The sequence below is a fragment of the Caldimonas tepidiphila genome (assembly GCF_003569765.1).
Classification (GTDB): domain Bacteria; phylum Pseudomonadota; class Gammaproteobacteria; order Burkholderiales; family Burkholderiaceae_C; genus Caldimonas; species Caldimonas tepidiphila.
The window spans coordinates 57,795-83,675 of record NZ_KZ983959.1; the positions used below are offsets into that span (position 1 = coordinate 57,795).

Annotated in this window: 29 protein-coding genes and 1 pseudogene; 9 read left to right on the plus strand and 21 right to left on the minus strand. The window is 72.9% G+C overall.

Translation table 11 applies throughout. From position 1 onward, the window contains the following. Positions 1-37: 37 nt before the first annotated feature. From D3A59_RS01550 to D3A59_RS01600, 11 genes are all read right to left on the minus strand, one after another. A complete protein-coding gene (locus tag D3A59_RS01550) occupies positions 38-580 on the minus strand; it encodes a DUF2946 family protein (RefSeq protein ID WP_119153177.1) in 543 nt (180 codons plus the stop codon). A 14-nt stretch (positions 581-594) separates the two neighbouring features. Further along, positions 595-1,620 carry a YheT family hydrolase gene (locus D3A59_RS01555; RefSeq protein WP_419187225.1) on the minus strand — a complete coding sequence of 342 codons (1,026 nt, stop codon included), beginning with the start codon at positions 1,618-1,620 and terminating at the stop codon, positions 595-597. Further along, a complete protein-coding gene (locus D3A59_RS01560; RefSeq protein ID WP_119153178.1) occupies positions 1,617-2,057 on the minus strand; it encodes a YybH family protein in 441 nt (146 codons plus the stop codon). Before D3A59_RS01560 ends, D3A59_RS01555 begins: the two co-directional genes overlap by 4 nt. A gap of 16 nt (positions 2,058-2,073) precedes the next feature. Continuing rightward, complete coding sequence (gene purU, locus D3A59_RS01565) at positions 2,074-2,958, minus strand: formyltetrahydrofolate deformylase (RefSeq protein ID WP_119153179.1); 885 nt, start codon at positions 2,956-2,958, stop codon at positions 2,074-2,076. 86 nt (positions 2,959-3,044) lie between these two features. Further along, positions 3,045-3,500, minus strand: coding sequence for a metallophosphoesterase family protein (locus D3A59_RS01570; protein WP_119153180.1), 456 nt, complete (start codon positions 3,498-3,500; stop codon positions 3,045-3,047). A 105-nt stretch (positions 3,501-3,605) separates the two neighbouring features. Further along, a complete protein-coding gene (locus tag D3A59_RS01575; RefSeq protein ID WP_119153181.1) occupies positions 3,606-4,547 on the minus strand; it encodes an MBL fold metallo-hydrolase in 942 nt (313 codons plus the stop codon). A gap of 158 nt (positions 4,548-4,705) precedes the next feature. Further along, positions 4,706-4,927 (minus strand): zinc-finger domain-containing protein, encoded by a 222-nt coding sequence (locus D3A59_RS01580; protein WP_119153182.1) that lies wholly within the window; start codon positions 4,925-4,927, stop codon positions 4,706-4,708. Between the two features lie 39 nt (positions 4,928-4,966). Next, positions 4,967-5,890 carry a branched-chain amino acid transaminase gene (locus tag D3A59_RS01585; protein WP_119153183.1) on the minus strand — a complete coding sequence of 308 codons (924 nt, stop codon included), beginning with the start codon at positions 5,888-5,890 and terminating at the stop codon, positions 4,967-4,969. A gap of 126 nt (positions 5,891-6,016) precedes the next feature. Further along, on the minus strand, positions 6,017-6,433 hold the full coding sequence (locus D3A59_RS01590; protein WP_119153184.1) for a hypothetical protein: 417 nt from the start codon (positions 6,431-6,433) through the stop codon (positions 6,017-6,019). A gap of 67 nt (positions 6,434-6,500) precedes the next feature. Further along, positions 6,501-8,030, minus strand: coding sequence for a BCCT family transporter (locus D3A59_RS01595; protein ID WP_119153185.1), 1,530 nt, complete (start codon positions 8,028-8,030; stop codon positions 6,501-6,503). Positions 8,031-8,134: 104 nt separating this feature from the next. Beyond that, a complete protein-coding gene (locus tag D3A59_RS01600) occupies positions 8,135-9,136 on the minus strand; it encodes a glycosyltransferase family 9 protein (RefSeq protein WP_157991348.1) in 1,002 nt (333 codons plus the stop codon). 126 nt (positions 9,137-9,262) lie between these two features. Between D3A59_RS01600 and D3A59_RS01605 the strand changes: the two genes are divergently transcribed. Next, positions 9,263-9,913, plus strand: a complete 651-nt coding sequence (locus D3A59_RS01605) for a DUF4254 domain-containing protein (RefSeq protein ID WP_119153187.1) — start codon at positions 9,263-9,265, stop codon at positions 9,911-9,913. A 47-nt stretch (positions 9,914-9,960) separates the two neighbouring features. Here D3A59_RS01605 and D3A59_RS01610 read toward each other — a convergent pair whose 3' ends face one another. From D3A59_RS01610 to radA, 3 genes are all read right to left on the minus strand, one after another. Further along, positions 9,961-11,217: an MFS transporter gene (locus D3A59_RS01610; protein ID WP_119153188.1), complete on the minus strand. Its 1,257-nt coding sequence runs from the start codon at positions 11,215-11,217 to the stop codon at positions 9,961-9,963. 78 nt (positions 11,218-11,295) lie between these two features. Next, on the minus strand, positions 11,296-11,634 hold the full coding sequence (locus D3A59_RS01615; RefSeq protein WP_119153189.1) for an antibiotic biosynthesis monooxygenase family protein: 339 nt from the start codon (positions 11,632-11,634) through the stop codon (positions 11,296-11,298). Positions 11,635-11,653: 19 nt separating this feature from the next. Next, positions 11,654-13,012, minus strand: coding sequence for a DNA repair protein RadA (gene radA, locus D3A59_RS01620; RefSeq protein WP_119153190.1), 1,359 nt, complete (start codon positions 13,010-13,012; stop codon positions 11,654-11,656). Between the two features lie 115 nt (positions 13,013-13,127). Between radA and D3A59_RS01625 the strand changes: the two genes are divergently transcribed. Then, a complete protein-coding gene (locus tag D3A59_RS01625) occupies positions 13,128-13,757 on the plus strand; it encodes a LysE family transporter (RefSeq protein WP_119153191.1) in 630 nt (209 codons plus the stop codon). Between the two features lie 83 nt (positions 13,758-13,840). Then, a complete protein-coding gene (tgt, locus tag D3A59_RS01630; protein ID WP_205665072.1) occupies positions 13,841-15,046 on the plus strand; it encodes a tRNA guanosine(34) transglycosylase Tgt in 1,206 nt (401 codons plus the stop codon). 33 nt (positions 15,047-15,079) lie between these two features. Here the strand turns inward: tgt and D3A59_RS01635 are convergent, their stop codons facing one another. The 5 genes from D3A59_RS01635 to D3A59_RS01655 all read right to left on the minus strand — a co-directional run bounded on the left by D3A59_RS01635 (position 15,080) and on the right by D3A59_RS01655 (position 18,884). Beyond that, positions 15,080-15,784, minus strand: coding sequence for a CAAX prenyl protease-related protein (locus D3A59_RS01635; protein WP_119153193.1), 705 nt, complete (start codon positions 15,782-15,784; stop codon positions 15,080-15,082). Positions 15,785-15,905: 121 nt separating this feature from the next. Continuing rightward, positions 15,906-16,793, minus strand: coding sequence for a ChaN family lipoprotein (locus tag D3A59_RS01640; RefSeq protein ID WP_119153194.1), 888 nt, complete (start codon positions 16,791-16,793; stop codon positions 15,906-15,908). Between the two features lie 104 nt (positions 16,794-16,897). Then, positions 16,898-17,317 carry an ExbD/TolR family protein gene (locus D3A59_RS01645; protein WP_119153195.1) on the minus strand — a complete coding sequence of 140 codons (420 nt, stop codon included), beginning with the start codon at positions 17,315-17,317 and terminating at the stop codon, positions 16,898-16,900. Positions 17,318-17,335: 18 nt separating this feature from the next. After that, positions 17,336-18,103: a MotA/TolQ/ExbB proton channel family protein gene (locus D3A59_RS01650; protein ID WP_119153196.1), complete on the minus strand. Its 768-nt coding sequence runs from the start codon at positions 18,101-18,103 to the stop codon at positions 17,336-17,338. 1 nt (position 18,104) lies between these two features. Next, positions 18,105-18,884 carry an energy transducer TonB gene (locus tag D3A59_RS01655; RefSeq protein WP_240635883.1) on the minus strand — a complete coding sequence of 260 codons (780 nt, stop codon included), beginning with the start codon at positions 18,882-18,884 and terminating at the stop codon, positions 18,105-18,107. Between the two features lie 191 nt (positions 18,885-19,075). Between D3A59_RS01655 and D3A59_RS01660 the strand changes: the two genes are divergently transcribed. Beyond that, positions 19,076-20,176 carry an AbrB family transcriptional regulator gene (locus D3A59_RS01660; RefSeq protein ID WP_336470397.1) on the plus strand — a complete coding sequence of 367 codons (1,101 nt, stop codon included), beginning with the start codon at positions 19,076-19,078 and terminating at the stop codon, positions 20,174-20,176. Between the two features lie 4 nt (positions 20,177-20,180). Here D3A59_RS01660 and D3A59_RS01665 read toward each other — a convergent pair whose 3' ends face one another. Both D3A59_RS01665 and D3A59_RS01670 read right to left on the minus strand, forming a co-directional pair. After that, complete coding sequence (locus tag D3A59_RS01665; protein ID WP_119153197.1) at positions 20,181-20,759, minus strand: MOSC domain-containing protein; 579 nt, start codon at positions 20,757-20,759, stop codon at positions 20,181-20,183. Between the two features lie 69 nt (positions 20,760-20,828). Then, positions 20,829-21,659, minus strand: a complete 831-nt coding sequence (locus tag D3A59_RS01670) for a substrate-binding domain-containing protein (protein ID WP_119153198.1) — start codon at positions 21,657-21,659, stop codon at positions 20,829-20,831. 260 nt (positions 21,660-21,919) lie between these two features. Between D3A59_RS01670 and D3A59_RS01675 the strand changes: the two genes are divergently transcribed. The 5 genes and pseudogenes from D3A59_RS01675 to D3A59_RS01695 form a co-directional block, all read left to right on the plus strand. Further along, the gene (locus tag D3A59_RS01675) at positions 21,920-22,609 is read left to right on the plus strand and encodes a substrate-binding domain-containing protein (RefSeq protein ID WP_240635884.1); all 690 of its coding nucleotides are present in this window, start codon (positions 21,920-21,922) and stop codon (positions 22,607-22,609) included. A gap of 28 nt (positions 22,610-22,637) precedes the next feature. Beyond that, on the plus strand, positions 22,638-23,606 hold the full coding sequence (locus D3A59_RS01680) for a LysR family transcriptional regulator (RefSeq protein WP_119153200.1): 969 nt from the start codon (positions 22,638-22,640) through the stop codon (positions 23,604-23,606). A gap of 257 nt (positions 23,607-23,863) precedes the next feature. Further along, positions 23,864-24,889, plus strand: a complete 1,026-nt coding sequence (locus D3A59_RS01685; RefSeq protein ID WP_119153201.1) for an amidohydrolase family protein — start codon at positions 23,864-23,866, stop codon at positions 24,887-24,889. 41 nt (positions 24,890-24,930) lie between these two features. Then, complete coding sequence (gene ligK, locus D3A59_RS01690) at positions 24,931-25,614, plus strand: 4-carboxy-4-hydroxy-2-oxoadipate aldolase/oxaloacetate decarboxylase (RefSeq protein WP_119153202.1); 684 nt, start codon at positions 24,931-24,933, stop codon at positions 25,612-25,614. A gap of 52 nt (positions 25,615-25,666) precedes the next feature. Next, positions 25,667-25,881 (plus strand): annotated as a pseudogene (locus D3A59_RS01695) (tripartite tricarboxylate transporter substrate binding protein); the annotation flags it as partial.

Consider the following 25,881-nt stretch of genomic DNA (forward strand, 5'->3'; position numbering starts at 1 on the left):
GCCCGCAGGGCGCGGCGCCCCCCCTGCCTCGCGGGGGTCAGGTCGATTTTTCCTGCTCGGGACTCAGGCGGTAGCCGTGGCGCCCGGGCAGCTCCGCGAAGGGCAGCTCCTGCACGGGCCAGGCGCCGGATTCGACCGCGGCGGCGGCCAGGTGCATGTCCTGCGGATGCACGAGGCCGAGGCCGAGGTCGGTGGCGAGGAAGAGCCGGCCCTGCTCGTCGAGCAGCGCGGCCTCGAAGCGCGCGTCGCGCCCGGTGTGCGAGACGAGGCGCGGCGCCGCCCCCGCAGCCTGCTCGTGCAGCCGCCACACCCAGGGCGCCGCCTCCAGCTCGACGTAGACGCGCTGCGGCCCGTTCTGGAAGAACCAGGCGCCGCGCTCGTCGGCGGCGTAGTTGCGGCCGATGAACTCGCGCAGCACGTCGTGCTCGACGCGGCTGCCCCTCGAGCGCGGGAAGGGGCCGGCCGCCTGCGCGGCCTCGTCGCGCAGCCACCAGTCGCCGCGCGCGTCGAGCGCGAGCCAGCCCCAGGCATGCGGCACGTTCGGCCACTTCTTCAGCGCCGCCTTGACGATCTCGTCCATGCCCCGATCCTCCCTCAGAGTTGACGCCGCATCCAGTCCATCACCGCCGCGGGCAGGGACATCACGTGCCCGGGAAAGCGCCCGGCCGGAAAACCCACGTGGCCGCCGCAGGCCGGCTGCCACAGCGTGACCGCGGGGCCCGCCCCGGACGGCCCGGGCAGGCACTCGGCCGGCACGAAGGGATCGTTGCGGGCGTTGAGCACCAGCGCCGGCAGGTGGCGCATCGACGCGAGCCCCGGCTTGGCCGAGGCGCGCGCCCAGTAGTCCTCGGTGTCGCGGAAGCCGTGCAGCGGCGCGGTGAAGAGGTTGTCGAACTCGTAGAGGTCGCGCACCGCCTGCAGCTTCTCGGCGTCGAACAGCCCCGGGTGCTGCGCGAGCTTGGCCAGCGCCTTGGGCCGCATCGAGCGCAGGAACATGCGGTTGTAGAGCAGCCGGTTCAGGCCCCGCCCGATCGCCCGCCCGCCCGCGGCGAGGTCCACCGGCGCGCTGACCGCCGCGACCGCGCGCACGAGCCGCGTGCCCTCCGCGCCCGCCTCCTGCGCCCAGCGCAGCAGCGCATTGCCGCCCAGCGAGACGCCCACCGCGACCATCGGAGCGGCGTGCTGCGCGCGCAGCCGCGCGAGCATCCAGCCGAGCTCCTCGAAGTCGCCCGAGTGGTAGGCGCGCGGCGCGAGGTTCAGCTCGCCCGAGCAGCCGCGGAAGTGCGGCACCACGCAGTGCCAGCCGTGCATGCGCGCCCAGTGCGCGAAGGCCTGCGCGTAGTGGCTGGCCGACGAGCCCTCGAGCCCGTGGAACAGCACCAGCCAGGGCGCACGCCCGGGCAGCGGGGATTCGGCGACGAGGTGGTCGACGTCGACGAAGTCGCCGTCGGGCGTGTGCCAGCGCTCGCGGCGCCAGCGCGGCGCCTCGCCCTCGTAGCGGCGCGAGAACAGCGCCGGCCAGATCGTCTGCGCGTGGCCGCCGAGGACGCCTGCGCCGCCGAGCCAGAACGGCGGGCGCCAGCCCGGCAGGCCGGCCGAGGGCTCGAGCGCGAGGCTCAATGCAGCAGCACGGGCTGCTCGGTGACCTCGGCCAGCTCGCGCGTGACGCTCGGGCTGGCATGGTGGCAGACCATGCGCCAGCCGAGCGGGGTCTTGACGTAGACGTTGGTCGCCAGTGCCCAGCCGGTGTGCGGCTCGCCGTCGGGGCCGAGCGTCTGCACGCGCTCGAGCACGCTGTGCACCGCGCTGTCGAGCGTCTGCACGCGCCGCACCTGCTCCGGGTAGACCGGCACCGCGCCCTGCGAGAACATCGCGTCGAAGGCGGCGCGGATCGCCTCGCTGCCGACGAGGCGCTGCCCGCCCGGGTGGACGCAGACGATCTCCTCGTCGTCGGCCCACAGCGACATCAGCCGGTCGAGGTCGCCCTGCTGGAGCGCCTCGTAGAACTGCAGCTCGGTGTGGTCCGGCGAGGCCGGCGGGGGCTTGGGGCTGGGCATGGCGCGGTCCGGTTCCTTACCTGAAGATCACCGTCTTGTGGCCGTTCATCAGCACGCGGTGCTCGACGTGCCAGCGCACCGCGCGCGCGAGCACGACGCACTCGACGTCGCGGCCGACCGCGGTGAAGTCCTCGGGGCTGAGCGAGTGGTCCACGCGCTCGACGTCCTGCTCGATGATCGGGCCCTCGTCGAGGTCGGCGGTGACGTAGTGCGCGGTCGCGCCGATCAGCTTCACACCGCGGTCGTGCGCCTGGTAGTAGGGCTTGGCCCCCTTGAAGCTCGGCAGGAAGCTGTGGTGGATGTTGATCGCGCGGCCCTTGAGGAAGGCGCAGAACTCGGGGCTGAGGATCTGCATGTAGCGCGCGAGCACGACGAGGTCGATCTCCTGCTGCTCGACGAGCGCCTCGACCTGGCGCTCCTGCGCGCGCTTGACCTCGGCGGCGCTGCCGGTGGGCAGCGGCAGGTGGTGGAACTCGAGCCCGTAGCTCGCGGCGAGCTCGGCGAAGTCGGGGTGGTTGGAGACGATGGCCGGGATCTCGACGTCGAGCTGGCCGCTTTGCCAGCGGAACAGCAGGTCGTTGAGGCAGTGCCCGTGCTTGCTGACCATCAGCAGCAGGCGCGGCTTGCGCGCGAGGCTGTGGAAGCGCGCGTCCATGCCGAACTGCTGGCGCACGTTGACGAACAGCCGGTCGAGCGTGGCCACGTCGGCGAGGTGATCGGGCGCCTGGAAATGCACGCGCATGAAGAACAGCCCGGTGCCGTCCGGATCCTGGACGTCGCCGAACTGCTGCGAGTCGATGATGTTGCAGCCGGCCTGGTAGAGCAGGCCGGAGACGGCATAGACGATGCCCTTGGTGTCCCGGCAGGACAGGGTCAGCACGAAGTCTTGGGCTTTGGACATGGGCTTCCTTTGGGGAAGCGGCATTGTACGGAGGTGCCCGCGCCCCCTGCCCTGGACCCGTCTCCCGCCCGCGCCCTCGCGGCGGCTCAGAGCAGGTCGAACAGGCGCGCGCGCACCACGTCGTCGCGGATCTCGAGCCAGCCGGCACTCACCGGCAGCCTGAAGCGCCGCGGCCCGGCGCTGCCCGGGTTGACGTGCAGCACGCCGTCGCGCTCCTCGCAGCGCGGCTGGTGCGTGTGGCCGGTGAGCACGACGCGGTAGCCGGCCTCGGCGGCGCCGGCCGGCACGTCCTGCGGCCGGTGCACCGCGAAGATCACGATGCCCGCGAGCCGCAGGGCCGCGCTGTGCGGCAGTGCCTCGGCCCAGGCGCCGCTGTCGTTGTTGCCGCGCACCGCGGTCAGCGGCGCGATCGCCGCGAGCTGCGCCAGCACCGCCGGGCTGCCGACGTCGCCGACGTGCACGATGTGCTCGCTGCCGCGCAGCACCGCCAGCGCCTCCGGGCGCAGCAGGCCGTGGGTGTCGGAAATCAGGCCGATCTTCATGCGGCGGCTCCGGGGGCTCGATGGAGGAAACGGTAGGTCATGAGGCGCGCGCGGCAATCGGCATTCCCCCGGGAGGCGCCCGGTCCTCGACCGTCGCCGCGCCGCTCAGGCGTTGCGCACCACGCCGTCGTCGTGCAGCGCCAGCGCCCCGCCCTCGCACAGCTCGCGCAGCAGCGCGCCGAACCACGCGTCGAAACCCTCGCCGCGCGCGGCGTGGCGCTGCCAGATCGTGCCCAGCAGCGGGGTCGCGCCGGCCCAGCGGCGCAACTCGGCCAGCGGCTGCGCCTGCTCCTCCATCAGGTGGTACTTCAGCAGCACCTTCGCGCCGTGGCGCGCATGCCGCGCCGGCGAGGCGCGGAAGGCGTCGAGCCGCGCGCGGGCGCGCGCCAGCGCCGCCGCGACGTCGGTGAAGGGCGCGCCGTGGCCGGGGATCACCACCGCCACCGGCAGCCGCGCGATCAGCTCGAGCACCGCGGCCACGTCGTCGAAGGCCCGCTCGCCCTCCAGTTCCGGGAAGACCACGCCGAAGCCGTTCTCCCACAGCGCGTCGGCCGAGACCAGCACGCCGTGCAGCGCGTCGAACAGCATCACCGAGTCGGGGTCGTGGCCGGGCGCGGCGAGCACCTCCCAGTGCCGGCCGCCGAGCGCGAGCGTGCGGCCCGGCTCGACGCGGCCGTGCGCGCGGAAGCGCTCGCAGCGCTGGCCGGTGGGCGCATAGCTCAGCCGCTCCTCGTCCCAGGCCTGCACCGCGTCCCAGCTGCCGGGCGGCACGTGCGCCTCGGCGCCGAACTCGCGCTGCAGGGCTGCGTTGCCGCCGCAGTGGTCCGAATGCAGGTGGGTGTTGATCACGCGCACGAGCGGCTGCCCGCCGAGCGCATGGCGCACGAGCGCCAGCGTCTGCGCCGCGTGCACGCTGTGGCCGCTGTCGAGCAGCACCGCGCCCTCCCCGTCCGCGCCGGGGATCAGCACGTTGTTGGACGACAGCCAGCCGCGCTCGAACACGTGCAGGCCGGCGAGCGCGGGCGAGGGAAGGACGCAGGAGGACATGCGGCGACTGTAGGAGAAGCGCCCGCGCCGCGCTGCGGGCGGGTTTCCCGCCGTGGCGCGGGCGCCTTTCGAGCGCCGCAAAAGCAGACGCCCGCCGAAGGGGCGGGCGCCGGGGGCGGCGGCCCGGGACGGGCCGCGCAGTGAGGGCTCGCGCCCTCTCAGTGCGTGTGGTGGTGGGCCTGCTCGCCGGGCTTGAGCTTGTAGACCGTGCCGCAGTAGGGGCACCAGCCCTCGCCGGTGCTCGCCACGTCGATGAAGACGCGTGGGTGGTTGGCCCACAGCGGCATCTTCGGGTTCGGGCAGAACACCACGCCGTGGCCCTGCAGGTCCTGGGCGCCGACTTCCACGACCGCCTTGGCGCCGGGTTTCAGTTCGCTCATCGAAAGGCTCCTCGCTTCAGCTCGATCTCGGAAACTCGCTCAGACCTTCGTCAGCCACTCGGCGTACTTCGGGTTGCGGCCGTTGACGATGTCGAAGAAGGCGCTCTGGATCTTCTCGGTGATCGGGCCGCGCGAGCCGCTGCCGATCTCGAGGCGGTCGAGCTCGCGGATCGGCGTGACCTCGGCGGCGGTGCCGGTGAAGAAGGCCTCGTCGGCGATGTAGACCTCGTCGCGCGTGATGCGCTTCTCGACCAGCTTCAGGCCCAGGTCCTCGCAGATGCGGAAGATCGTGTTGCGCGTGATGCCGTTCAAGGCGCCTGCCGACAGGTCGGGCGTGTAGATCACGCCGTTCTTGACGACGAAGATGTTCTCGCCCGCGCCCTCGGAGACGAAGCCGGCGGAGTCCAGCAGCAGCGCCTCGTCGTAGCCCTCGTCGGTGGCTTCCATGTTGGCCAGGATCGAGTTGCTGTAGTTGCTCACCGCCTTGGCCTGCGTCATCGTGATGTTGACGTGGTGGCGGGTGTAGCTGCTGGTCTTGACGCGGATGCCGCGCTTCAAGCCCTCCTCGCCGAGGTAGGCGCCCCAGGCCCAGGCGGCGACCATCAGGTGCACCTTGTTGCCCTTCGGGGACACGCCGAGCTTCTCGGAGCCGATCCAGGTCAGCGGGCGCAGGTAGCAGCTCTCGAGATTGTTGGCACGCACCACGTCGAGCTGCGCCTGCATCACCTCCTCGAAGCTGAAGGGGATCTTCATGCGCAGGATCTTGGCGCTGTTGAACAGCCGCTCGGTGTGCTCGCGCAGGCGGAAGATCGCGGTGCCGTTGACGGTGTTGTAGGCCCGTACGCCTTCGAAGGCGCCGCAGCCGTAGTGCAGCGTGTGGGTCAGCACATGGATCTTGGCGTCGCGCCAGTCCACGAGCTGCCCGTCCATCCAGATCTTTCCGTCGCGATCGTCCATCGACATGATGGGCACTCCTGGGTCTTGTGGGGTCGAGAAACCGGCAATTCTATGCCGCCGGCCTTTTCCCGGGCGGGGTGTCCGTCCGGTCGGACTGCACGCCGCGGGCCGTTTCGCTGCGCGGCGCGTGCTTCAGCCGGCGTCGGGCCGGGCCGCGGCCTCTTGCGCGACCGCCTCTTCCGGGCGCAGCATCTCCCAGCGCACGACCTTGCCGCGCGCCACCTCGACGCGCAGCTGCGAGCCGCCCGGGTCGCTCCAGACCCAGGTCTCGGGATCGTCGGAGAGCTTGCGGCCCAGGCTCTTCGTGAGCATCACGAGCTGCAGCATCGGCATGCCGGGCTTGAGCCGGGCGTTGAGCATCACGGCGCTGTCGATGTAGCCGAGCGGCGCGCTGCCGGCGTTGCGCATCACGCGCACCGCGCGGTTGAACTGCAGCAGCACCCAGAAGACGATGACGGTGAAGGCGAACAGCACGCCGGGCCAGCCCTGCGTGCGCCAGCCGATGAAAAGCGCCGCTGCCGCGAGCGCCCAGCCGATGAGGGGATTCATGGGCGCGATGGTAAGGGGCGGAACGCGACCCGCCGGTTGGGGGTACCCGCAGTCCCGCCCGGGCCGCTCACCGCGGGCCGGAGCCGTCGGCGATGTCGCGCAGACGCCGGCGCAGCTCGCGCTCGCGCCGCTGCTCCTCGCGCCAGTCGTGCCGCACCGCCAGCAGCAGCGACACCGCCATCAGCACGATCACCACCGCGAAGGGCAGCGCGAACACGATGGTGGCGGTCTGCACCGCCTGCACGCCGCCGGCGAGCAGCAGGCTCGCGGCGATCGCGGCGACCAGCACGCCCCAGACGAGCTTGACGCGCGCCGACGGGTCGGCGTTGCCGCCGGTGCTCATCATGCCGAGCACGAGCGTCGCCGAGTCCCCCGAGGTGACGAAGAACACCAGCACCAGCAGCGTTGCCGCCACCGACATCAGCAGCCCCCCGGGCAGCAGCTCGAACATGCGGAACAGCGCCGTCGAGACGTCGCCCGCCACCGCCTGCGACAGCCCGGCGTTCTGGAAGATCTCCAGGTGCAGTGCGGTGCCGCCGAAGACCGAGAACCAGACGAAGCCGGCCAGCGTCGGCGCCAGCACCGTGCCGACGACGAACTCGCGCAGCGTGCGCCCGCGCGAGACGCGCGCGATGAACAGGCCGACGAAGGGCGACCACGCGATCCACCAGGCCCAGTAGAAGATCGTCCAGCTGCCGACCCACCTGCTGTCGCGGAAGGGCGTGGTGCGCAGGCTCATGCGCACGAACTCGCTCAGGTAGTTGCCGAGCGTGGTGGTGAAGGTGTCGATCAGCGCCACGGTGGGGCCCAGCACGAACACCGCCAGCGCCAGCAGCGCGGCGAGCACGAGGTTCGAGGAGGACAGCCACTTGATGCCGCGGTGCACGCCGCTGAGCGCCGAGCCGAGGAAGAGCGCGGTGGTGACCGCGAGGATGCCGACCTGCCAGGCCGGGCCGACCGGCAGGCCGAACACCGCGTTCAGCCCGCTGTTGATCTGCAGCGAGCCGATGCCGAGCGAGGCCGCGACGCCGAAGGCGGTGGCGACCACCGCGAGCACGTCGACGAGCGGCGACAGCCGCTGCGCGAAGCGCCAGGGCAGCGCCGCGGTGGACGCGCTCACCAGCGCGGGCGCGCGCCGGCGGAACTGGAAGAAGGCGATCGCCAGCCCCACCACGCTGTACACCGCCCAGGGATGCAGGCCCCAGTGGAAGAAGGTGTAGCGCATCGCCGCGTTGGCGGCCTCGGGCGTGCGCGGCGCGATGCCGGGCGGCGGCGTGCCGTAGTGCGACAGCGGCTCGGCCACGCCCCAGAACACCAGGCCGATGCCCATGCCGGCGGCGAACAGCATCGAGAACCAGGCTCCGAGCGAGAACTCGGGCTCGTCCTCGTCGGCGCCGAGCTTCAGGTCGCCGTAGCGGCTGACGGCGAGAAAGAGCGCCAGCCCCACCAGCAGCAGCACCACCCACAGGTAGAACCAGCCGAAGCTGCGCGTGGTGAAGGCGAGCGCCTGGTCGAACACCGCGCCGAGCGAGGCCGGGGCGAGCAGGCCCCAGAGGACCATGGCCAGGATCAGCCCGGCCGAGACGAGGAGTTGCATGGGAAGTCCTTGGAAGGCACGCGGGAGCCGCATGCCATGGGCAATCGCCGTGCGACGGCCGCCCGGATCGGGGGCCGCCGGCGTCGCGCAGCGCGACGCGGCCCTCAGGCGGGCGCGGCCGAGGGGCGGGGCGCGGCGAGCATGCGGCGCAGCTGCGCCATCACGGCGGCCGGCTCCGGCCAGCCGCCCTCGTCGCCCCGCACGATCGAGACCTGCGGCCCCCAGGGGCGCCACTGCTGCGGGTCGGTCGGCCCGAGCACGCTGAGCGTGGGCGTGCCGACCGCCGCGGCCAGGTGGCCGGGGCCGGTGTCGTTGGAGACCATCAGCGCCGCGTCCTGCAGCAGCGCGGCGTAGACGCCGAGATCGACGCCGGGCAGCACCAGGCAGCCGGGGAAGTCGCGCCGCGCCGCGTCCTCCTCGCCGGGGCCGGGGCACAGCACCAGCGGCAGGCCGAGCGGCGCGAGCGCCTGCGCGAAGGCGGGGAAGGCGGGCCAGGTCTTGGGCAGCTTCTCGAAGGTGCCGCCCGCGAAGGGGCACAGCACGAGGTAGCGCCCGGGCTCGAGCCCGTGCTCGCGGCGCAGCCGCGCCGCCTGCTCGCGGTGCGGCTCGCTCACCCGCAGCCCGATCGCCGCGGGCGGCTGCGGCGCCTGACCGAGCAGCGCGCAGGCCAGCTCCCAGTACACCTCCAGCTCGTGCATGCCGCGCCGGCGCGGCAGCGCGCGGCCGAGCAGCAGGCTGCGGCCCTCGTGCGCGTGGCCGATCGCGCGCAGGCCCGCCAGCCGCATCTCCAGCGCGCTGGAGAACGAGAACGGGAAGGCGATGGCGTTGAGGCGGCGGGGAAAGCCGGGGTCGGCCGCGCGGCAGCCCCGGCGCAGCGTGCGCAGCAGCCGCACGCGCTCGCGCGTGGTCTTCGGCAGCGCATGCACCTGCCAGCCCTCGCCGGCCAGCAGCTTGGCGGCCCAGGGCTTGCCGATCAGGTGCAGCTCGTGGCCGTGCGCGGCGAGCAGCCGCAGCGCCGGCACGCCGAGCACGACGTCGCCGACCCAGTTGCGCAGGCGCACGACGAGCGGACGGGAAGCGGGGGGCTGGAGCTTGGAGGAGGACAAGGGATGGGCCGGGGGCGTTGCGGGTACGGGCCGTCGCGATAATCTGCGGCGGCAGGCGGCGAGATTCTGCCAGCCCCGACGGCGGCAGCGGCTCGCCCGCCCCCCACAACCCATCGCACCGACCCCATGCCCGCATCCCTGCCCGCCGCAGCCTCCGTGCTGGAACTCCACGACCGATTGCTGCGCACCCCCGGCTGGCCCGCGACGCTCGCGCCCGCCGCGCCCGAGCCGCTGTGGTTCTGGATCGAGACCAACCACCACAACAACTGCCTGCTGTGGGCCGAGGAGGACCTGGCGCGGCGCACGCGCGTCACCGACGCCGAGATCGCCGCCAACAAGCGCGCAATCGACCGCTACAACCAGGCGCGCAACGACGCCACCGAGCGCGTGGACGAGATCCTGCTGGTGGCGCTGCGCCTCGTCGACGAGGACTCGGCGCGCAGCGACGCGCCGCTCGCGCACGTCCCCGAGGGCGCGCGGCTCAACAGCGAGACCGCCGGCAGCATGATCGACCGGCTGTCGATCATGGCGCTGAAGATCCACGCGATGCAGGCGCAGACCGAGCGCGGCGACGTCGACGAGGCGCACCGCGAGGCCAGCCGCGTGAAGCTCGAGCGGCTGCGCCAGCAGCGCGACGACCTCGCCGGCTGCCTCGACGCGCTGCTGGCCGATTGCGCGGCCGGGCGCGCCTACTTCAAGGTCTACCGCCAGTTCAAGATGTACAACGACCCGCGCTTCAACCCGGCGCTGGTCGCCGAGGCGCGCAGCGCCGGCTGAAGGCGCCGGCTGGGGGCGCCGGCTGGGGGCGCCGGCCGCGCCTTCGCTCAGTGCGGCGGCGGCCCGTCCTCCGGGTGGGCGCGCGGGTCCATCTGCAGCACCGCCGGCGAGCTGCCCGACATCACCACGTAGCCCGACTTCTCCGACTCCGGCACCGCCGGCTTGGCGCGGATGCGCCAGGCGGCGAAGACCGCGAGCGCGGCGAGCACCAGCGCGAAATAGAGCATCAGGCTCGCCGGGCCGAGCGCGTCCATCAGCGCGCCCGCCACTGTCGGCCCGAACGCGGCGCCCGTGCCGTGCAGCAGCAGCAGGCCGCCGGTGACCTCGAGCAGGCGCGAGGCGTCGATCAGGTCGTTGACGTGCGCGACGCTCAGCCCGTAGAGCGCGAACACCAGCCCGCCATAGACGATGCCGAGCGCGATCAGCGCCTGCTCCGAGCCGCGCGACAGGAAGAAGCCGAGCAGCGCGAGCGCGGCGCCGCCGATGCAGACCGAGAGCATCACGTGGCGCCGGTCGTGGCTGTCCGAGAAGTGCCCAAGCGGCCACTGGAACACCGCGCCGCCGAGGATGGTGGCGGCCATGAAGGTGGCGACGCCGGCATCGGTGAAGCCCACCGCCTGCGCGTAGACCGCGCCCATGCCGAGGAAGGCGCCGTTGAGCATCCCCGAGACGACCGCGCCGGCGAGGCCGAGCGGCGAGATCTCGTAGAGCCGGCGCAATCCCAGGCGCGGCGGCGAGACCGAGACCGGCTCGGCCACCCGCGTCAGCGTGATCGGCAGCAGCGCGAACGAGAACAGCACCGAGATCAGCGCGAAGGGCACGAAGCCGAGCTTGTCGCCGACCAGGATTAGCCACTGCCCGAGCGCCAGCGCGACGAAGGTGACCGCCATGTAGGCGGCGAAGACCTTGCCGCGGCCGTGGCTCGGCGCGAGCGTGTTGAGCCAGCTCTCGATCACGATGTAGAGCCCGACCAGGCACACGCCGGTGACCAGGCGCAGCAGGCCCCAGAACCAGGGGTCGACCCACAGCGCGTGCAGCAGCGGCATCGTCGAGGCCAGCGAGGCCAGCGAGGCCATCGCGGCGAAGGCGCGGATGTGCCCGACGTGCCGGATCACCGCCGGGCAGACGTAGGTGCCGAGGATGTAGCCGGAGAAGTAGGCCGACATGATCAGCCCGGTGACGAGGCCGGAGAACTCGGCCAGGCCCGCGCGCAGCCCGAGCAGCGAGAACAGCAGCCCCACGCCGACGACGAGCAGCCCGGCGCCGCTCAGCAGCGAGGACAAGGGAATCAGCAAACCCTGCATGGCACCTCCTTTCCCGGTGCCCAGCAGGCGGCGTTCCGCGCCGCGATCCTCCCGGCGGCGCAGGGTCGCCGGCCTCGCTCAGCGCATCCAGCCCGCGTCGCGCTCGACCCGCGCCACGCGCAGCGCGTAGCGCTCGTACCACTTCCCGCGCCCCGCCTCGCGCGCGAGCGCGTGCTCGGCGTGCGCGCGCCACGCGGCGATGTCCTCGCGCGAGCGCCAGTAGGACACCGTGATGCCGAAGCCGTCGGCGCCGCGCGCGCTCTCGGCGCCGAGGAAGCCCGGCTGCCGGGACGCGAGCTCGACCATCCGTTCCGCGGTCTCGGCGTAGCCCTCGTCCACGCCGGTGCGCAGGCTGCTGAAGATCACCGCCCAGCAGCCGCCCGCGTCGGGCAGCTCGGCGAAGCGCTCGTCGGACATCGATCCCCTCCCCCGTCTCTCAGAAACCGCGCACCAGCTCGATCGCCTGCTCGATGCGCTCGACCGCGTGGATCGTCAGGCCCTCGATCGGCTTCTTCGGCGCATTGGCCTTGGGCACCAGCGCGACGTCGAAGCCGAGCTTGGCCGCCTCCTTCAACCGGTCCTGGCCGCGCGGCGCCGGCCTCACCTCGCCGGCGAGGCCGACCTCGCCGAAGGCGATGAAGCCGCGCGGCAGCGGCTTGCCGCGCAGCGAGCTCTGGATCGACAGCATCACCGCGAGGTCGGCCGCTGGCTCGCTGATGCGCACGCCGCCCACCGCGTTGACGAACACGTCCTGGTCGAAGCAGGCGATGCCGGCGTGGCGGTGCAGCACCGCCAGCAGCATCGCCAGCCGGTTCTGCTCCAGGCCGACCGAGAGGCGCCGCGGGCTCGGGATCGGCGAGGAATCGACCAGCGCCTGGATCTCGACCAGCATCGGGCGCGTGCCCTCCAGCGTGACCATCACGCAGGAGCCCGGCACCGGCTCGCCGTGCGTGGACAGGAAGATCGCGCTCGGGTTCGTGACGCCCTTCAGGCCCCGCTCGGTCATCGCGAACACGCCGATCTCGTTCACCGCGCCGAAGCGGTTCTTGAAGGCGCGCACCAGGCGGAAGCTGGAGTGCGTGTCGCCCTCGAAGTACAGCACCGTGTCGACGATGTGCTCGAGCACGCGCGGGCCGGCCAGCGAGCCTTCCTTCGTAACGTGGCCCACGAGCACCATCGTGCAGCCGCCGGCCTTGGCGGTGCGGGTGAGCTGCGCCGAGCACTCGCGCACCTGCGCGACCGAGCCCGGCGCCGAGGTCAGCTGCTCCGAATAGACCGTCTGGATCGAGTCGATGACGCAGAAGTCGGGCTTCTCGGACTCGATCGTCGCGAGGATCTTCTCGAGGTTGATCTCGGCGAGCACGCGCACCCGCGTGCCGGCGAGGCCGAGCCGCTGCGCGCGCAGCGCGACCTGCGCGCCCGACTCCTCGCCGGTGACGTAGAGCGCCTTCATCCGCATGGAGAGCGCGTCCACCGCCTGCAGCAGCAGCGTGGACTTGCCGATGCCCGGGTCGCCGCCGATCAGCACCACGCCGCCGGCGACGATGCCGCCGCCGAGCACGCGGTCGAGCTCCTCCAGGCCGGTGGGCGTGCGCGCGACGTCGGCCGACTCGATCTCCGACAGCGTCGTCACCGGCTGGCTCTTGGCCAGCGCCTGGAAACGGTTCTTCGACGGCGCCTCGGCCAGGGTCTCGGTGAGGGTGTTCCATGCGCCGCAATGCGGGCACTTGCCGAGCCACTTCGGGCTCGTGCCGCCGCACTCGGTGCAGCTGAATTGCGTCTTTTCCTTGGCCATCGGGGCATTGTCGCCGCGCTGCGGCGCTGCTGTCGGTTGCGAAATCCGGACGCGCCATGCAGCCTTTGCGGCGCCGTGCTACAACGCCCGCTTCCCCCCGCACCGCCCTTTCGCCATGGAACTCTCCACCTGGTTCGCCTTCTTCGCCGCCTGCTGGGCGATCAGCCTGTCGCCGGGCGCCGGCGCGATCGCCGCGATGAGCTCGGGCCTGAACCACGGCTTCGCGCGCGGCTACTTCACGACCTTCGGGCTCGTCGCCGGCATCTGGACGCAGGTGGTGATCGTCAGCGTCGGCCTCGGGGCGCTGATCGCGGCCTCGAGCCTCGCCTTCGCGGTCGTGAAGTGGCTGGGCGTGGCCTACCTGGTGTGGCTCGGCGTGAAACAGTGGCGCGCGCCGGCCGAGCCGATGGTTGCGGAGTCGGCCGAGGCGGGCGCGGTGCCACGCCGCACGCTGGTGCTGCGCGGCTGGATGATCAACACGGTGAACCCGAAGGGCACCGTGTTCCTGCTCGCGGTGGTGCCGCAGTTCCTCGACATCCACGCGCCGCTCGCACCGCAGTACCTGACGATCGCGCTGTCGCTGGGCTTCACCGATCTCGTCGTGATGGCCGGCTACACCGCGCTCGCGTCGAAGGTGCTGCGGCTGCTGAAGTCGCCGCGGCAGATCCGGCTGCTCAACCGCGGCTTCGGCGGGCTGTTCGTCGCCGCGGGCGGGCTGCTAGCCACGTTCAAGCGGGCGGTCTGAGCCCGGCCCGAGCCTTCGGACACTGACGCGGCGCCCGGCCCCACGCGCCGGGGGCGATGCCCGCCCCTGCGACAATTCCGGGCATGACTTCCCCCGCCACTTCCGCCGCGCCCGACCTGTCGCGCGGCCTGCATTTCGAGCTGCTGCGCACCGAGGGCCAGGCCCGGCGCGGGCGGCTGACCCTGAACCACGGCGTGGTCGAGACGCCGATCTTCATGCCGGTGGGCACCTACGGCACCGTCAAGGGCGTGATGCCGCGCTCGCTCGAGGAGATGGGCGCCCAGATCATCCTCGGCAACACCTTCCACCTGTGGCTGCGCCCGGGCGTGGACATCCTCAACCAGTTCGGCGGGCTGCACCGCTTCGAGGGCTGGAACAAGCCGATCCTGACCGACTCGGGCGGCTTCCAGGTCTGGTCGCTCGGCGAGATGCGCAAGATCACCGAGGAAGGCGTGAAGTTCGCGTCGCCCGTCAACGGCGACAAGCTCTTCCTCACGCCCGAGGTCAGCATGCAGATCCAGCGCGCGCTGAACTCCGACATCGTGATGCAGTTCGACGAGTGCACACCCTACGAGACCAAGGGCGTGCTCACGACCGAGCGCCAGGCGCGCGCCTCGATGGAGATGAGCCTGCGCTGGGCCAAGCGCTGCCAGGCCGAGTTCGCGCGGCTCGAGAACCCGAACGCGCTGTTCGGCATCGTGCAGGGCGGCATGTTCGAGAACCTGCGCGACGAGTCGCTCGCGGGCCTGGAGGCGCTGGACCTGCCGGGGCTCGCCGTCGGGGGCTTGAGCGTGGGCGAGCCGAAGGACGACATGCTGCGCGTGCTGCGCCACATCGGCCCGAAGCTCCCGGCGCACAAGCCGCACTACCTGATGGGCGTGGGCACGCCGGAGGACATCGTGGACGGCGTGGCCAACGGCATCGACATGTTCGACTGCGTGATGCCGACGCGCAATGCGCGCAACGGCCACCTCTTCACGCGCTTCGGCGACCTGCGGCTGCGCAACAGCCGCTACAAGACCGACGAGCGGCCGATCGACGAGACCTGCAGCTGCTACGCCTGCAAGGGAACGACGACGCCCGACGGCCGCACGACGGGCGGCTTCAGCCGCGCCTACCTGCACCACCTCGACCGCTGCGGCGAGATGCTCGGGCCGATGCTCACCAGCATCCACAACCTGCACTACTACCTGAACCTGACGCGCGAGATCCGCGAGGCGCTCGACGCGGGGCGCTTCGAGGCCTTCCGGCAGCAGTTCAAGGCGGACCGCGCGCGCGGCGTGCAGTGAGCGCCCGGCGTCCCGGCCGGGGCGCCGTCGCCGCTACCAGAAGCGCCACTGCCCGGTGAGCAGTACGTACGCGCCGAGCGCGGCGTTGGTCACCGCGTGCGCGATCACCGCCACCCACAGCTTGCCGCTCCAGCGGTACAGCCCGGCGTAGGCGAGGCCGGCGATCGCCGCCGCGAGCCACTGGGTGTGCGCGAGCACGAACACGAAGGTCGACAGCAGCAGCGCCTTCGCGCCGACGCGGCGCGCATCGACGCGGCGGAAGTCCCGGTCCTCGATCCAGCGCATCAGGAAGGCGCGCCAGAACAGCTCCTCCATCAGCGGCACCACGAGCGCCGCGCCGGCGAGGCGCAGCGCCACCAGCGGCCAGATCACCGCGCCCGCAGCGTCGAGCGGCACGAAGCTCGCGCTCGGCTCGCCGAGCACCATCCACGGCTCGACCAGCCGCACCCACAGCGCGAACACCGCGAGCCCGACGCCGAGCGCAGCCGCCGCCTCGGCCAGCGTCGGGCCGCTGCCGCGCGCGAGCTCGACGTAGTCGCGGCGGAAGAAGACGAGCGCCGCGCCGACGACGAGCACCGCGACCCCGTAGATCCAGCGGCCGTCGAGGCCGGCGTCGTCGACCGCGCCGCGCAGCGCGAGCAGCAGCATGAAGAGCGCGAAGGGCAGCACGCGCGCGACGGCGGGCCGCTCGAAGGAGGACAGGCGGGCCGCGCTGGCGCGGTCGGAGGGCAGGGGCATCGTGACTTCCGGGAGCTTGAACAGGCCTCGCCCATTCTTGGGGCGCCGCCCCGCCCCGCCTGCCGGGCCACCGCCCCCGATCGCGGGAGAGGCCCCCTTGTCGGGGGAGGCGCCCCGCCGCTCAGCCCCGCCCGGGCGGCACTGCCGGCGGCGTCGCCCCCGGGGACGGCGCCTCCTTCGGGGCGGCGGGCGCGAGGCCCGGCATGCCGCGGCGGCGCAGCTCGGCGCAAGGGTCCTCGCCCGGCTCCTGCCGCGCGGCGCGCAGCTCGTCGAAGCCCGCGGCCTGCTCTGCCTTGTCCGGCGCGCCAGCCGCACCGAAGGCGATGCTGCGCACCTTCAGCTGTGGCGCGACGGCCGGCAGCTGCAGCGGCACGCCGGTGGCGCGCGACGCGTGCACCGAGCCGCTGAGCATCAGCACCACGCCCTCGCGGCCGGCGCCGCGCGCCGCCTCGGCCAGCGTCTCGGCGAGGCTGCGGTCGCGCGCGAGCTGCATGCGCACCATCGGCGCGAGCTGCGACTCGGGCAGCATGCCGCAGTGCCCCTCGCGCACCGCGTCGATCAGCCGCGCATGCGCCTCGGGCGGCACCGCGCCGTCCCACTTCGGCTCGCGCATCGCGTCGCGCAGCACCGGGCGCGGCAGGTTGCCGCCGTGGACCGGCACCCCCGCGGCGACCGCGTTCATCACCACGTCGCGGTACGCGGCCCAGGGCCAGCCCGCCTCGCTCCAGCGCAGCGCCGCCTGCACCTCGGCCTCGCCCGCGTCGCGCGGCAGCCCGGCGGTGCGGGCGCCGCGCTCGGCCATCTCCAGCACCACGGCGTGCAGCCGGCCCTCGGCCGCGAGCTGACGCACCGCGTGCGCGACCTGGCGCTGGTGGTCGCGCTGGTCGTGGCGCTCGCCGAACAGCCAGGCGGTCTGCGCCGCGGCCGGCAGCGCGGCGGCCGCAAGGGCGAGCAGCGGGAGGGCCGCCAGCGCGGCGGCACGGGGGAGGCGGCGGAGGTCGGGCTTCATCGCCCCATCGTAGTCGGGCGCTGCGGGCCTGCAGCGCGTGCCATGGAAAACGCCCGGGACCGCGGGGGTCGCCGGGCGTGGCGTGGCTGGCGATGGGACCGGACCTACTTCGATTCCGGCTCGCTGACGAAGCCGATCTTCGACAGGCCGGCCTTCGACGCATCGGCCAGCGTCTCGGCGACGAAGCGGTAGGCGACGTTGCGATCGGCCTTCAGGTGGATCTCAGGCTGCGGCTGGCGCTGGCCCTCGGTCTCGAAGCGGCGCGCGGCTTCCGCGCGCTCCACCGCCTCGCCGTTCCAGAACAGCGTGCCCGACGCGTCGATCGCGAACTCGATCTTCTGCGGCGGCGGCTGGTCGACCTGCGAGCTGACCTTGGGCAGATCGATCTTCACCGAGTGCGACAGCAGCGGCGCGGTGACGATGAAGATCACCAGCAGCACCAGCATCACGTCGATCAGCGGCACCATGTTGATCTCGGCCAGCGGCGCGCCGCCGTTCTTCGAGTCGAAGCTTGCAAAGGCCATGTCGGTCTCCCCGGGTCGTCAGGCGTTGCCGGCGGGACGCGCGCCGCCGTTGATCGGGCGCACGCTGGCGGGAGCGCCGGCCGGGCGGGCGGGCTGCGCGCCGAGCGGCTGGCCCATCGACAGGAAGGTGTGCAGCTCGTAGGCGAAGGCGTCGAGCTTGGCGCTGAGCACGCGGTTGGCGCGCACGAACCAGTTGTAGCCCATCACCGCGGGGATCGCGACCGCGAGGCCGAGGCCCGTCATGATCAGCGCCTCGCCCACCGGGCCCGCGACCTTGTCGAGCGTGCCCGCGCCGCTCATGCCGATCGCCACCAGCGCGTGGTAGACGCCCCAGACGGTGCCGAAGAGGCCCACGAAGGGGGCGGTCGCGCCGATGGTGGCCAGCACTGTCAGGCCGTTCTCGAGCCGCGTGGTCTCCTCGTCCAGCACCTTCTTGATGGTGCGCGTGAGGAACTCGCCCTCGGTGCCGGCGTCGGCGAGCTTGGCCGCGCCGTACTTCTCGTGGTGCGACTTGGCGTGCAGGGCGTGGCTCGTGAGGTGCGAGAACGGGTCGCGCGCGCCGTGCGTCGCGATCTCGGCCTGCACCTCGTCGAGCGAGGTCGCGTTCCAGAAGTGGTTGAGGAACTCCTGGCTGCGGCGGCGGCGCGTCACCAGCGTCACGCCCTTGAGCACGATCAGGTACCACGACAGCGCCGACATCAGCAGCAGGATCACGAGCAGCGTCTTGCCCACCACATCCGCTTGCGCGATGAAGTGGCCAAAGCCCAGGGCGTTGGCGGGTTCCATGTCAGTTCTCCAGTTGATAGACGAAGGGAATCAGGGCCCAGGCGGCACGGGGCTGGCCGCCTTCCGTGTAGGGCCTGAAGCGGGCCTCGCGCACCGCGGCGAGCGAGGCCTCGTCCAGCCGCGCGAAGCCGCTGGACTGCTGCACCGTGATGTTCTGAGGCCGGCCGGCCTCGTCGATCATCAGGCGCACGACGACGCGGCCGGTCTCGCCCATGCGCTTGGAGATCAGCGGGTACTCGCGCCGCAGCGGCGTCAGGTACTGGATCTCGCTCGCGTTGAGCGTGCGCGGCGGTGGGGGCGGTGCCGGGGGCGCGGGCGGGGCGGCGGGCGGCGCGGCCTGCACCACCGGGGGTGCGGGCGGCGCCGGCTCGACGGGCGCGGGCGGCGCGGTGAAGGTCGCGGGCGCCGGCGCCGGCTGCGCCGCGGCGATCACCGGCGCGGGCGCCGGGGCCTTGGCCGGGGCGGGTGCGGGCTTGAGCACCGGCTTCGGCGCCGGGGCCGGCGCGGGCGGGGTGGGGGGCGCCGGGGGCGCGGGCGGCGCGACCAGCTCGACGAACATCGGCGCGACCTCGCCCACCGTTTGGCGCACCGCCTCGACCTGCAGCAGCGCCCAGCCGGCCGCCAGGTGCGCGGCGACGACCGCGCCGACCACCAGCGCGCGCTCCGCGCCGGCCGGGCCGTCGCGGTAGGCCGGCATGCGCATCGCGCGGGGACTCGGCGCCGGCACGGGGCCGGGCGGAACGGAGCCGACGGGCGGCAGCGCGGTGGGTTTCGGGTTCACGGGCGTCTTCTTGCAAATACGAACTATTCTCATTTTCTCGGGTTTTCCCGCGGACGTCCAGCGTCGCGCGCAGAACACGGCGGCGGCGCGACGGCCGCACGCCTGCGCCGGGTCGCGGCGACGAAAACACCGACAGCCCGCTGACAGGAAGCGCCCGCTAGCATGGCGCCCCCGCCAGTCTCCCCACTCCCGTGTCGCTGCTGCCCCCTCCCCCCTTCGCCCACCTCGCGGCCTGGCCGCGCTGGACCCGCATCGCGCTGACGCTGGCGCTCGCCGGCCTCGCGGCGCTCGGCTGCGAGGCGCTCGGCACGCCGCTGCCGTGGATGATCGGCCCGCTGCTGGCCACCGCCGGCGGCAGCATCGCCGGCGCGCCGCTCGTGTCGGCGGCGCCGCTGCGCAAGGCCGGGCTGTGGGCGATCGGCACCGCGCTCGGCCTGTACTTCACGCCGCAGGTGATCGCGACGGTGGCGGGCCATGCCGGCGTGATCGTCGCCGGCATCGCCTGGGCGCTGCTGATGGGCACGCTCTACGCGCTGTTCCTGCTGCGCGCGAACCGCCAGATCGCCGGGCTGGACCGCGCCACCGCCTACTTCTCCGCCGCGGTCGGCGGCGCGTCGGAGATGGTGACGCTGGCCGAGCGCCATGGCGGGCGGGTCGACCTCGCCGCGTCGGCGCACAGCGTGCGGCTGCTGATCGTGATGCTGCTGATCCCCTTCGGCTTCCAGCTCGCGGGGCTGCAGGGCGTGGACGCCTTCGTGCCGGGACCGCGCGAGGTGCATGCCGGCGGCCTCGCGCTGCTGGTGGCGCTGACGGTGGCGGCGGCGCTCGCGCTGCAGCACTGGCGCAAGCCCAACCCGTGGGTGCTGGGGCCGCTGGCGGCGGCCGCCGCGCTGACGGCGGCCGGCATCGAGCTGTCGGCGCTGCCGCGCTGGATGACCAACCTCGGCCAGCTCTTCATCGGCGTGTCGCTCGGCATCCGCTTCACGCCCGCCTTCGTGCGCACCGCGCCGCGCTGGCTCGCGACGACGGCGCTCGGCACGGTGGCGGTGATCGGCGCCAACGCCGGCTTCGCGGCGGTGCTGGCGCATTTCAGCGGCCTGCATGCGGCCACCGTGCTGCTCGGCACCGCGCCGGGCGGCATGGCCGAGATGTGCATCACCGCGAAGGTGCTGCAGCTCGGCGTGCCGATCGTCACCGCCTTCCACATCACGCGGCTGATCGCGATCCTGCTGCTGGCCGCGCCGCTGTACCGGCTGTGGGAGCGCCTGGCGCGCCGCGGCACCGCCGCCTAGTCGCCTAGCCGCGCCGGCGCGCCTCGAACAGCTCGCGGATGCCGACCTCGCGCGGCCCCGGCAGCAGCTCGAAGCCGTCGCCGGCGGCGATCGTGCCGGGCTCGATCACCGCGAGGTAGAAGCCGCACCAGCCCGACTGGGCCATCAGTTTGCTCGCGTGCCGGAAGCCCATCGCGTGGTCGAACTTGAAGCAGGGGAAGCGCGGCGCGCTGACCGCGAGCACGCAGCCTGGGAAGCGCAGCCGGTCGCCGACCCAGGCGTCGGCCTCCAGCAGGCCGCGGATCGTCAGGTTCTCGCCGAGGCTGCCCGGTGGCAGCGCGCCCTGCTCGCCCCAGGGCGCGAGCTTCGCCTGCGCGCGCACGGTGGCCCAGAAGCCGTAGTGCTCCTGCGGATAGGCATAGACGGCCTTGTCGAGCCCGCCGTGCACTTCCAGGTCGACCTGCTCGTCGCCCGCGAGGCCGAGCGGGCGGACCTCCACCGGCCCCGGGACCGGCAGCTTGCGATAGGCGGTGCGCACGGTGCGGCCCGCCACCTCGATGTCGCGGGCGGTGCCCGTGTTGACGCTGATGACGCTTCGTTCCATGCGCGCATCATGCCGCCTGCCGCCCGACCCGCGGCGCGGCAGGGCCGGCGGCCCGCGGCGCCTTGGCGCTCACAGGGCCGTGGCGCCGTCCTCGAGCCGGTAGTGCGGCGCGGCGGCCAGGGCCTTGCGCCCCGCCGGCCCGGCGAGCCACTGCAGGAAGAGCCGGGCCGACGGATGCCCGGAGCGGGAGGAACGCAGGGCGTGGAAGCGGGTGGCGAGCCGCGCGTCGCCCTCGACCAGCACCGCGAGCGAGCCGCGCCGGCGGCTCGCGGCCCAGGTCGGGCGGTCGACCAGCAGGTAGGCGCCGACCTGGGCCGCGAGCGCCAGCGTCGCGCCCATGCCGGCGTCCGAGCGCAGCAGCACCGTGCCGGCCGGCATGCCGCCGCCGGCCTGCCACAGCGCGTCGGCGGCGAATTGCGCGCCACAGCCCTCTGCGGTGTACATGAAGGGCGCGCCGGAGGCGGCGATGCGCTGCAGCGCCCGGGCCGCGTCGCGCTCGCCGCGCACGTCGGCCGGGTCCTGGCCGCGCGGCGTGGCGCCGCCGGCGGCCGGACCGGCGATGACGAAGTCGCTCGCCGCGACGAACTGGCGGCCGCTGGCCAGGCCCTGCTGCTCCAGCGCGAGCTCGAGCGCCGGCGCGTGCGTGATCGCGATGTCGATCTCGCCGCGCTCGAGCTGCTGCAGCAGCCGCGCGCTCGGGCCGGGACGCGGCACCAGCGCGAGGCCGGTGTCGCCGGCGAAGGCGCGGCGCACGCGCTCGGCCAGCGCCGAGTCGACCAGCGAGGTGGCCATGCCCACCGTCAGCGGCACCCCCGGCTGCGGGTTGGCGCGCAGCGCGCCGGGCGCGAGCAGGGCCAGGGACGTCAGCAGCAGGCGGCGGCGCAGGGGCGTGAAACTCATCGTGATGCGGGGCAAGACCTTCGTGGGACGAAATCCCGGGAAAACCCGGAGCGGAAGCGGATCTTATCGGCCTGACCGTGCCGCACCTGAAGCACCCTCCCTCCGGTCGCGGGGAGGCGCGAGCGGCCCGGCATGCCGCCGGGGACGGGAAACGCATGGACCGGCCGCGTCCGCGCCTTTGCGGAAAACGCCGAAATAATGGCCCCCTCGCACGGGCGCCGCGGCTGCGCCCGCCGGACAATCCAAAGAGGAAACGCGACGTGCCATCCCCCCTCCGCATCATCTCTTCCATGGCCACCAGGCAGCTGCTGGCCGACCTCGTGCAGCAGTTCGAGCAGCAGTCGCAGCAGCCGGTGACGGTCGAATCCGTCGGCGGCGTCGATGCCGCCAAGCGCGTGCAGGCCGGCGAGGCCTTCGACGTGGTCATCCTCGCGTCCAACGCGATCGAGCAGCTGATCCAGGCCGGCAAGGTGCTCGCCGGCAGCCGCACCGACCTCGTGAAGTCGGGCGTCGCGGTCGCGGTGCGCAGCGGCGCGCCGCGCCCCGACATTGGCTCGGAAGCGGCGCTCAGGCAGGCGGTGCTCACGGCAGGCAGCCTGAGCTACTCGACCGGGCCGAGCGGCGTGGCGCTCGTGAAGCTGTTCGAGCGCTGGGGCATCGCCGAGCAGATCCGCGACCGCATCGTGCAGGCGCCGCCGGGCGTGCCGGTGGGCTCGCTGGTGGCCAAGGGCGAGGTCGAGCTGGGCTTCCAGCAGCTCAGCGAGCTGATCCACCTGCAGGGCATCGACGTGGTCGGCCCGCTGCCCGACGAGGTGCAGATCATCACCACCTTCTCCGCCGGCATCGCCGCGACCGCGACGCAGCCCGGGGCGGTGCGCGCGCTGCTGGACTTCCTGGTCTCGCCCGCCGCCGAGGCCGCCAAGCGCGGCAACGGCATGGAGCCGGCCTGAGCCGGCCGGACGACGGGCCCGCGCCGCCGTGAACCTCAAGCAGCTCGAATACTTCGTGCACGTCGCCGAGCTCGGCAGCTTCAGCCGCGCCGCGCAGCTGCTCGACATCGCGCAGCCGGCGCTCAGCCGCCAAGTGCGCGCGCTCGAGACCGAGCTGCGCGAGACGCTGCTGCTGCGCAACGGCCGCGGCGTCACGCTCACCGAGGCGGGGCAGCGCCTGTTCGAGCACGGCGTGGCCATCCTGCAGCAGGTGGCGCAGGCGCGCGAGGACATCGGCGGCGCGCGCGACGAGCCGGTCGGGCACATCACGATCGGGCTGCCGCCGACCATCGGCCGCCAGCTCACGCTGCCGCTGATCGACGGCTTCAAGCGGCGCCTGCCGCGCGCGCGGCTGGCGATCGTCGAGGGCCTGTCCACCCACATCGTCGAGTGGATCACCACCGGCCGGGTCGACCTCGGCCTGCTCTACAACCCCGAGGCGCACCCGATGCTGGAGCTGCGCCCGCTGCTGCAGGAGCGGCTGTGCCTGATCGAGCGCGCGCGGCCACTGGGCAGCCCCGGCAGCCCCGGCAGCGCCCTGCCGCCGGGCGGCGGCGCCGAGGCGCGCGCGCCGCTGCCGCTGCGCGAGCTGGCGCGCTACCCGCTGATCCTGCCCGAGCGGCTGCACGTGATCCGTCGCCTGCTCGACACCGAGGCGGCGCTCGCCGGCCTGCGGCTCGACATCGCCTGGGAGGTCTCCAGCGTCGGCGCGATCATCGACCTGGTCTGCGCCGGCTACGGCCACGCGGTGCTGACGGCCAGCGCCGTGGCCGCATCGGGTCGCGCCGACGAGCTCGCGGTGCGCCCGCTGATCGAGCCCAGCCTGCCGAGCGTGCTGTGCCTCGCGACCTCCGCGCGCCAGCGCCCGAGCCCGCTGACCCGGCAGGCCACCGCGCTGCTCGGCGAACTGGTACGCAGCTTGCCGCAGGGAACGGCGGCCCACTCGAAACCGGGCTGAACCGTCCGCGGCGAGGCTCTCCGCCCCCCTGGCCGCCCGGGTCATGCCGGTTTGTTATAGCTGCTAGTGCATTTGCCCCCCTGTCCGGCATGGGAGACGCTGCCGACAATCGCCTCGACAGCCCGGACCGGCCGGATCGCGGCGGCGCCCTGAAGCCCGCCGCCCTTCCCTGCCCGTTCCTGCGCGGCGCGGCCCGCCCGCGCCCCTGCCGAGCACGCGAGCACGCGACAAATCCGAACGCACCCAGGAGATAGACGATGATCATCGATTGCCACGGCCACTACACCACGGCCCCGAAGGCGCTGGAGAACTGGCGCAACCAGCAGATCGCCGGCCTGAAGGACCCCTCGGTCGCGCCGAAGGTCGAGGACCTGAGGATCAGCGACGACGAGCTGCGCGAGTCGATCGAGACCAACCAGCTGCGCCTGATGAAGGAGCGCGGCAGCGACCTGACGATCTTCAGCCCGCGCGCGAGCTTCATGGCGCACCACATCGGCGACTTCAACACCTCGTCCACCTGGGCGGCGATCTGCAACGAGCTCTGCTGGCGCGTCAGCCAGCTCTTCCCGGACCACTTCATCGGCGCGGCGATGCTGCCGCAGTCGCCGGGCGTCGATCCGAGGACCTGCATCCCCGAGCTCGAGAAGTGCGTGAAGGAGTACGGCTTCGTCGGCATCAACCTGAACCCGGACCCCTCGGGCGGCCACTGGACCAGCCCGCCGCTGACCGACCGCCACTGGTACCCGATCTACGAGAAGATGGTCGAGTACGACATCCCGGCGATGGTGCACGTCAGCACGAGCTGCAACGCCTGCTTCCACACCACCGGCGCGCACTACCTCAACGCCGACACCACCGCCTTCATGCAGTGCCTGCAGGGCGACCTGTTCAAGGACTTCCCCACGCTGAAGTTCGTGATCCCGCACGGCGGCGGCGCGGTGCCCTACCACTGGGGCCGCTTCCGGGGCCTGGCGCAGGAGATGAAGAAGCCGCTGCTGCAGGAGCACCTGCTCAACAACATCTTCTTCGACACCTGCGTCTACCACCAGCCGGGGATCGACCTGCTGACCAAGGTGATCCCGGTGGACAACATCCTGTTCGCGAGCGAGATGATCGGCGCGGTGCGCGGCATCGACCCCGAGACCGGCAACTACTACGACGACACCAAGCGCTACATCGAGGCGTCGGCGATGAATCCCGAGCAGCGCCACAAGATCTACGAGGGCAACGCGCGCCGCGTCTACCCGCGCCTGGACGCCGCACTCAAGGCCCGCGGCCTCTGAAGCCGCCCCGCCCCCGACCCACGAACCCCAGGAGTCCCGCCATGTACGAACTCGGTGTCGTCTACCGCAACATCAACCGCGCCGACCGCGAAGCCGCCGACGGGCTGGCCGCACTCGGCTCCGCCACCGTCCACGAGGCCATGGGCCGCGTCGGCCTGTTGAAACCCTACATGCGCCCGATCTATCCCGGCGCGCAGGTCTCCGGCACCGCCGTGACCGTGCTGCTGCACCCCGGCGACAACTGGATGATGCATGTCGTGGCGGAGCAGATCCGGCCGGGCGACATCGTCGTCGCGGCGATCACCTCCGAGTGCACCGACGGCTACTTCGGCGACCTGCTGGCCACGAGCTTCCAGGCCCGCGGCGCGCGCGCGCTGGTGATCGATGCCGGCGTGCGCGATGTCAGGACGCTGCAGGAGATGAACTTCCCGGTCTGGAGCAAGTGCATCAGCAGCAAGGGCACGATCAAGGCCACGCTCGGCTCGGTCAACATCCCGGTGGTCTGCGCCGGCATGCTGGTGACGCCCGGCGACGTGATCGTCGCCGACGACGACGGCGTGGTCTGCGTGCCGGCCGCGAAGGCCGTGCAGACGCTCGAGGCCGCGCGCAAGCGCGAGAGCTTCGAGGGCGAGAAGCGCGAGAAGCTCGCCTCCGGCGTGCTGGGCCTGGACATGTACAAGATGCGCGAGCCGCTGGCGGCCGCAGGGCTGAAGTACATCGACTGAGCCGCCACCCCGCCCCGACGAACCGACAGACAAGCCGGAGACACAAGCCCCCATGAAGACCCTCGCCAGGACCGCGCTCGCCGCCGCCATCACCACCCTCGGCCTGCTCGGCGCCACCGCGCACGCGCAGGAATTCCCCACCAAGCCGGTGCGCATCATCACCCCCTTCCCCGCGGGCGCCGGCCCCGAGGCGGTGCTGCGCATGCTCGCCGAGAAGCTGCAGAAGAAGTGGGGCAAGCCGGTCATCGTCGAGAACCGCCCGGGCGG

Bases quoted from the DNA above. Each gene is read 5' to 3' on its own strand.
- D3A59_RS01550 (WP_119153177.1), bottom strand. From the start codon at position 580: ATGGACGAGATCGTCAAGGCGGCGCTGAAGAAGTGGCCGAACGTGCCG.
- D3A59_RS01560 (WP_119153178.1), bottom strand. From the start codon at position 2,057: ATGCCCAGCCCCAAGCCCCCGCCGGCCTCGCCGGACCACACCGAGCTG.
- purU (WP_119153179.1), bottom strand. From the start codon at position 2,958: ATGTCCAAAGCCCAAGACTTCGTGCTGACCCTGTCCTGCCGGGACACC.
- D3A59_RS01570 (WP_119153180.1), bottom strand. From the start codon at position 3,500: ATGAAGATCGGCCTGATTTCCGACACCCACGGCCTGCTGCGCCCGGAG.
- D3A59_RS01575 (WP_119153181.1), bottom strand. From the start codon at position 4,547: ATGTCCTCCTGCGTCCTTCCCTCGCCCGCGCTCGCCGGCCTGCACGTG.
- D3A59_RS01580 (WP_119153182.1), bottom strand. From the start codon at position 4,927: ATGAGCGAACTGAAACCCGGCGCCAAGGCGGTCGTGGAAGTCGGCGCC.
- D3A59_RS01585 (WP_119153183.1), bottom strand. From the start codon at position 5,890: ATGTCGATGGACGATCGCGACGGAAAGATCTGGATGGACGGGCAGCTC.
- D3A59_RS01590 (WP_119153184.1), bottom strand. From the start codon at position 6,433: ATGAATCCCCTCATCGGCTGGGCGCTCGCGGCAGCGGCGCTTTTCATC.
- D3A59_RS01595 (WP_119153185.1), bottom strand. From the start codon at position 8,030: ATGCAACTCCTCGTCTCGGCCGGGCTGATCCTGGCCATGGTCCTCTGG.
- D3A59_RS01605 (WP_119153187.1), top strand. From the start codon at position 9,263: ATGCCCGCATCCCTGCCCGCCGCAGCCTCCGTGCTGGAACTCCACGAC.
- D3A59_RS01610 (WP_119153188.1), bottom strand. From the start codon at position 11,217: ATGCAGGGTTTGCTGATTCCCTTGTCCTCGCTGCTGAGCGGCGCCGGG.
- D3A59_RS01615 (WP_119153189.1), bottom strand. From the start codon at position 11,634: ATGTCCGACGAGCGCTTCGCCGAGCTGCCCGACGCGGGCGGCTGCTGG.
- radA (WP_119153190.1), bottom strand. From the start codon at position 13,012: ATGGCCAAGGAAAAGACGCAATTCAGCTGCACCGAGTGCGGCGGCACG.
- D3A59_RS01625 (WP_119153191.1), top strand. From the start codon at position 13,128: ATGGAACTCTCCACCTGGTTCGCCTTCTTCGCCGCCTGCTGGGCGATC.
- tgt (WP_205665072.1), top strand. From the start codon at position 13,841: ATGACTTCCCCCGCCACTTCCGCCGCGCCCGACCTGTCGCGCGGCCTG.
- D3A59_RS01635 (WP_119153193.1), bottom strand. From the start codon at position 15,784: ATGCCCCTGCCCTCCGACCGCGCCAGCGCGGCCCGCCTGTCCTCCTTC.
- D3A59_RS01640 (WP_119153194.1), bottom strand. From the start codon at position 16,793: ATGAAGCCCGACCTCCGCCGCCTCCCCCGTGCCGCCGCGCTGGCGGCC.
- D3A59_RS01645 (WP_119153195.1), bottom strand. From the start codon at position 17,317: ATGGCCTTTGCAAGCTTCGACTCGAAGAACGGCGGCGCGCCGCTGGCC.
- D3A59_RS01650 (WP_119153196.1), bottom strand. From the start codon at position 18,103: ATGGAACCCGCCAACGCCCTGGGCTTTGGCCACTTCATCGCGCAAGCG.
- D3A59_RS01665 (WP_119153197.1), bottom strand. From the start codon at position 20,759: ATGGAACGAAGCGTCATCAGCGTCAACACGGGCACCGCCCGCGACATC.
- D3A59_RS01670 (WP_119153198.1), bottom strand. From the start codon at position 21,659: ATGAGTTTCACGCCCCTGCGCCGCCGCCTGCTGCTGACGTCCCTGGCC.
- D3A59_RS01685 (WP_119153201.1), top strand. From the start codon at position 23,864: ATGATCATCGATTGCCACGGCCACTACACCACGGCCCCGAAGGCGCTG.
- ligK (WP_119153202.1), top strand. From the start codon at position 24,931: ATGTACGAACTCGGTGTCGTCTACCGCAACATCAACCGCGCCGACCGC.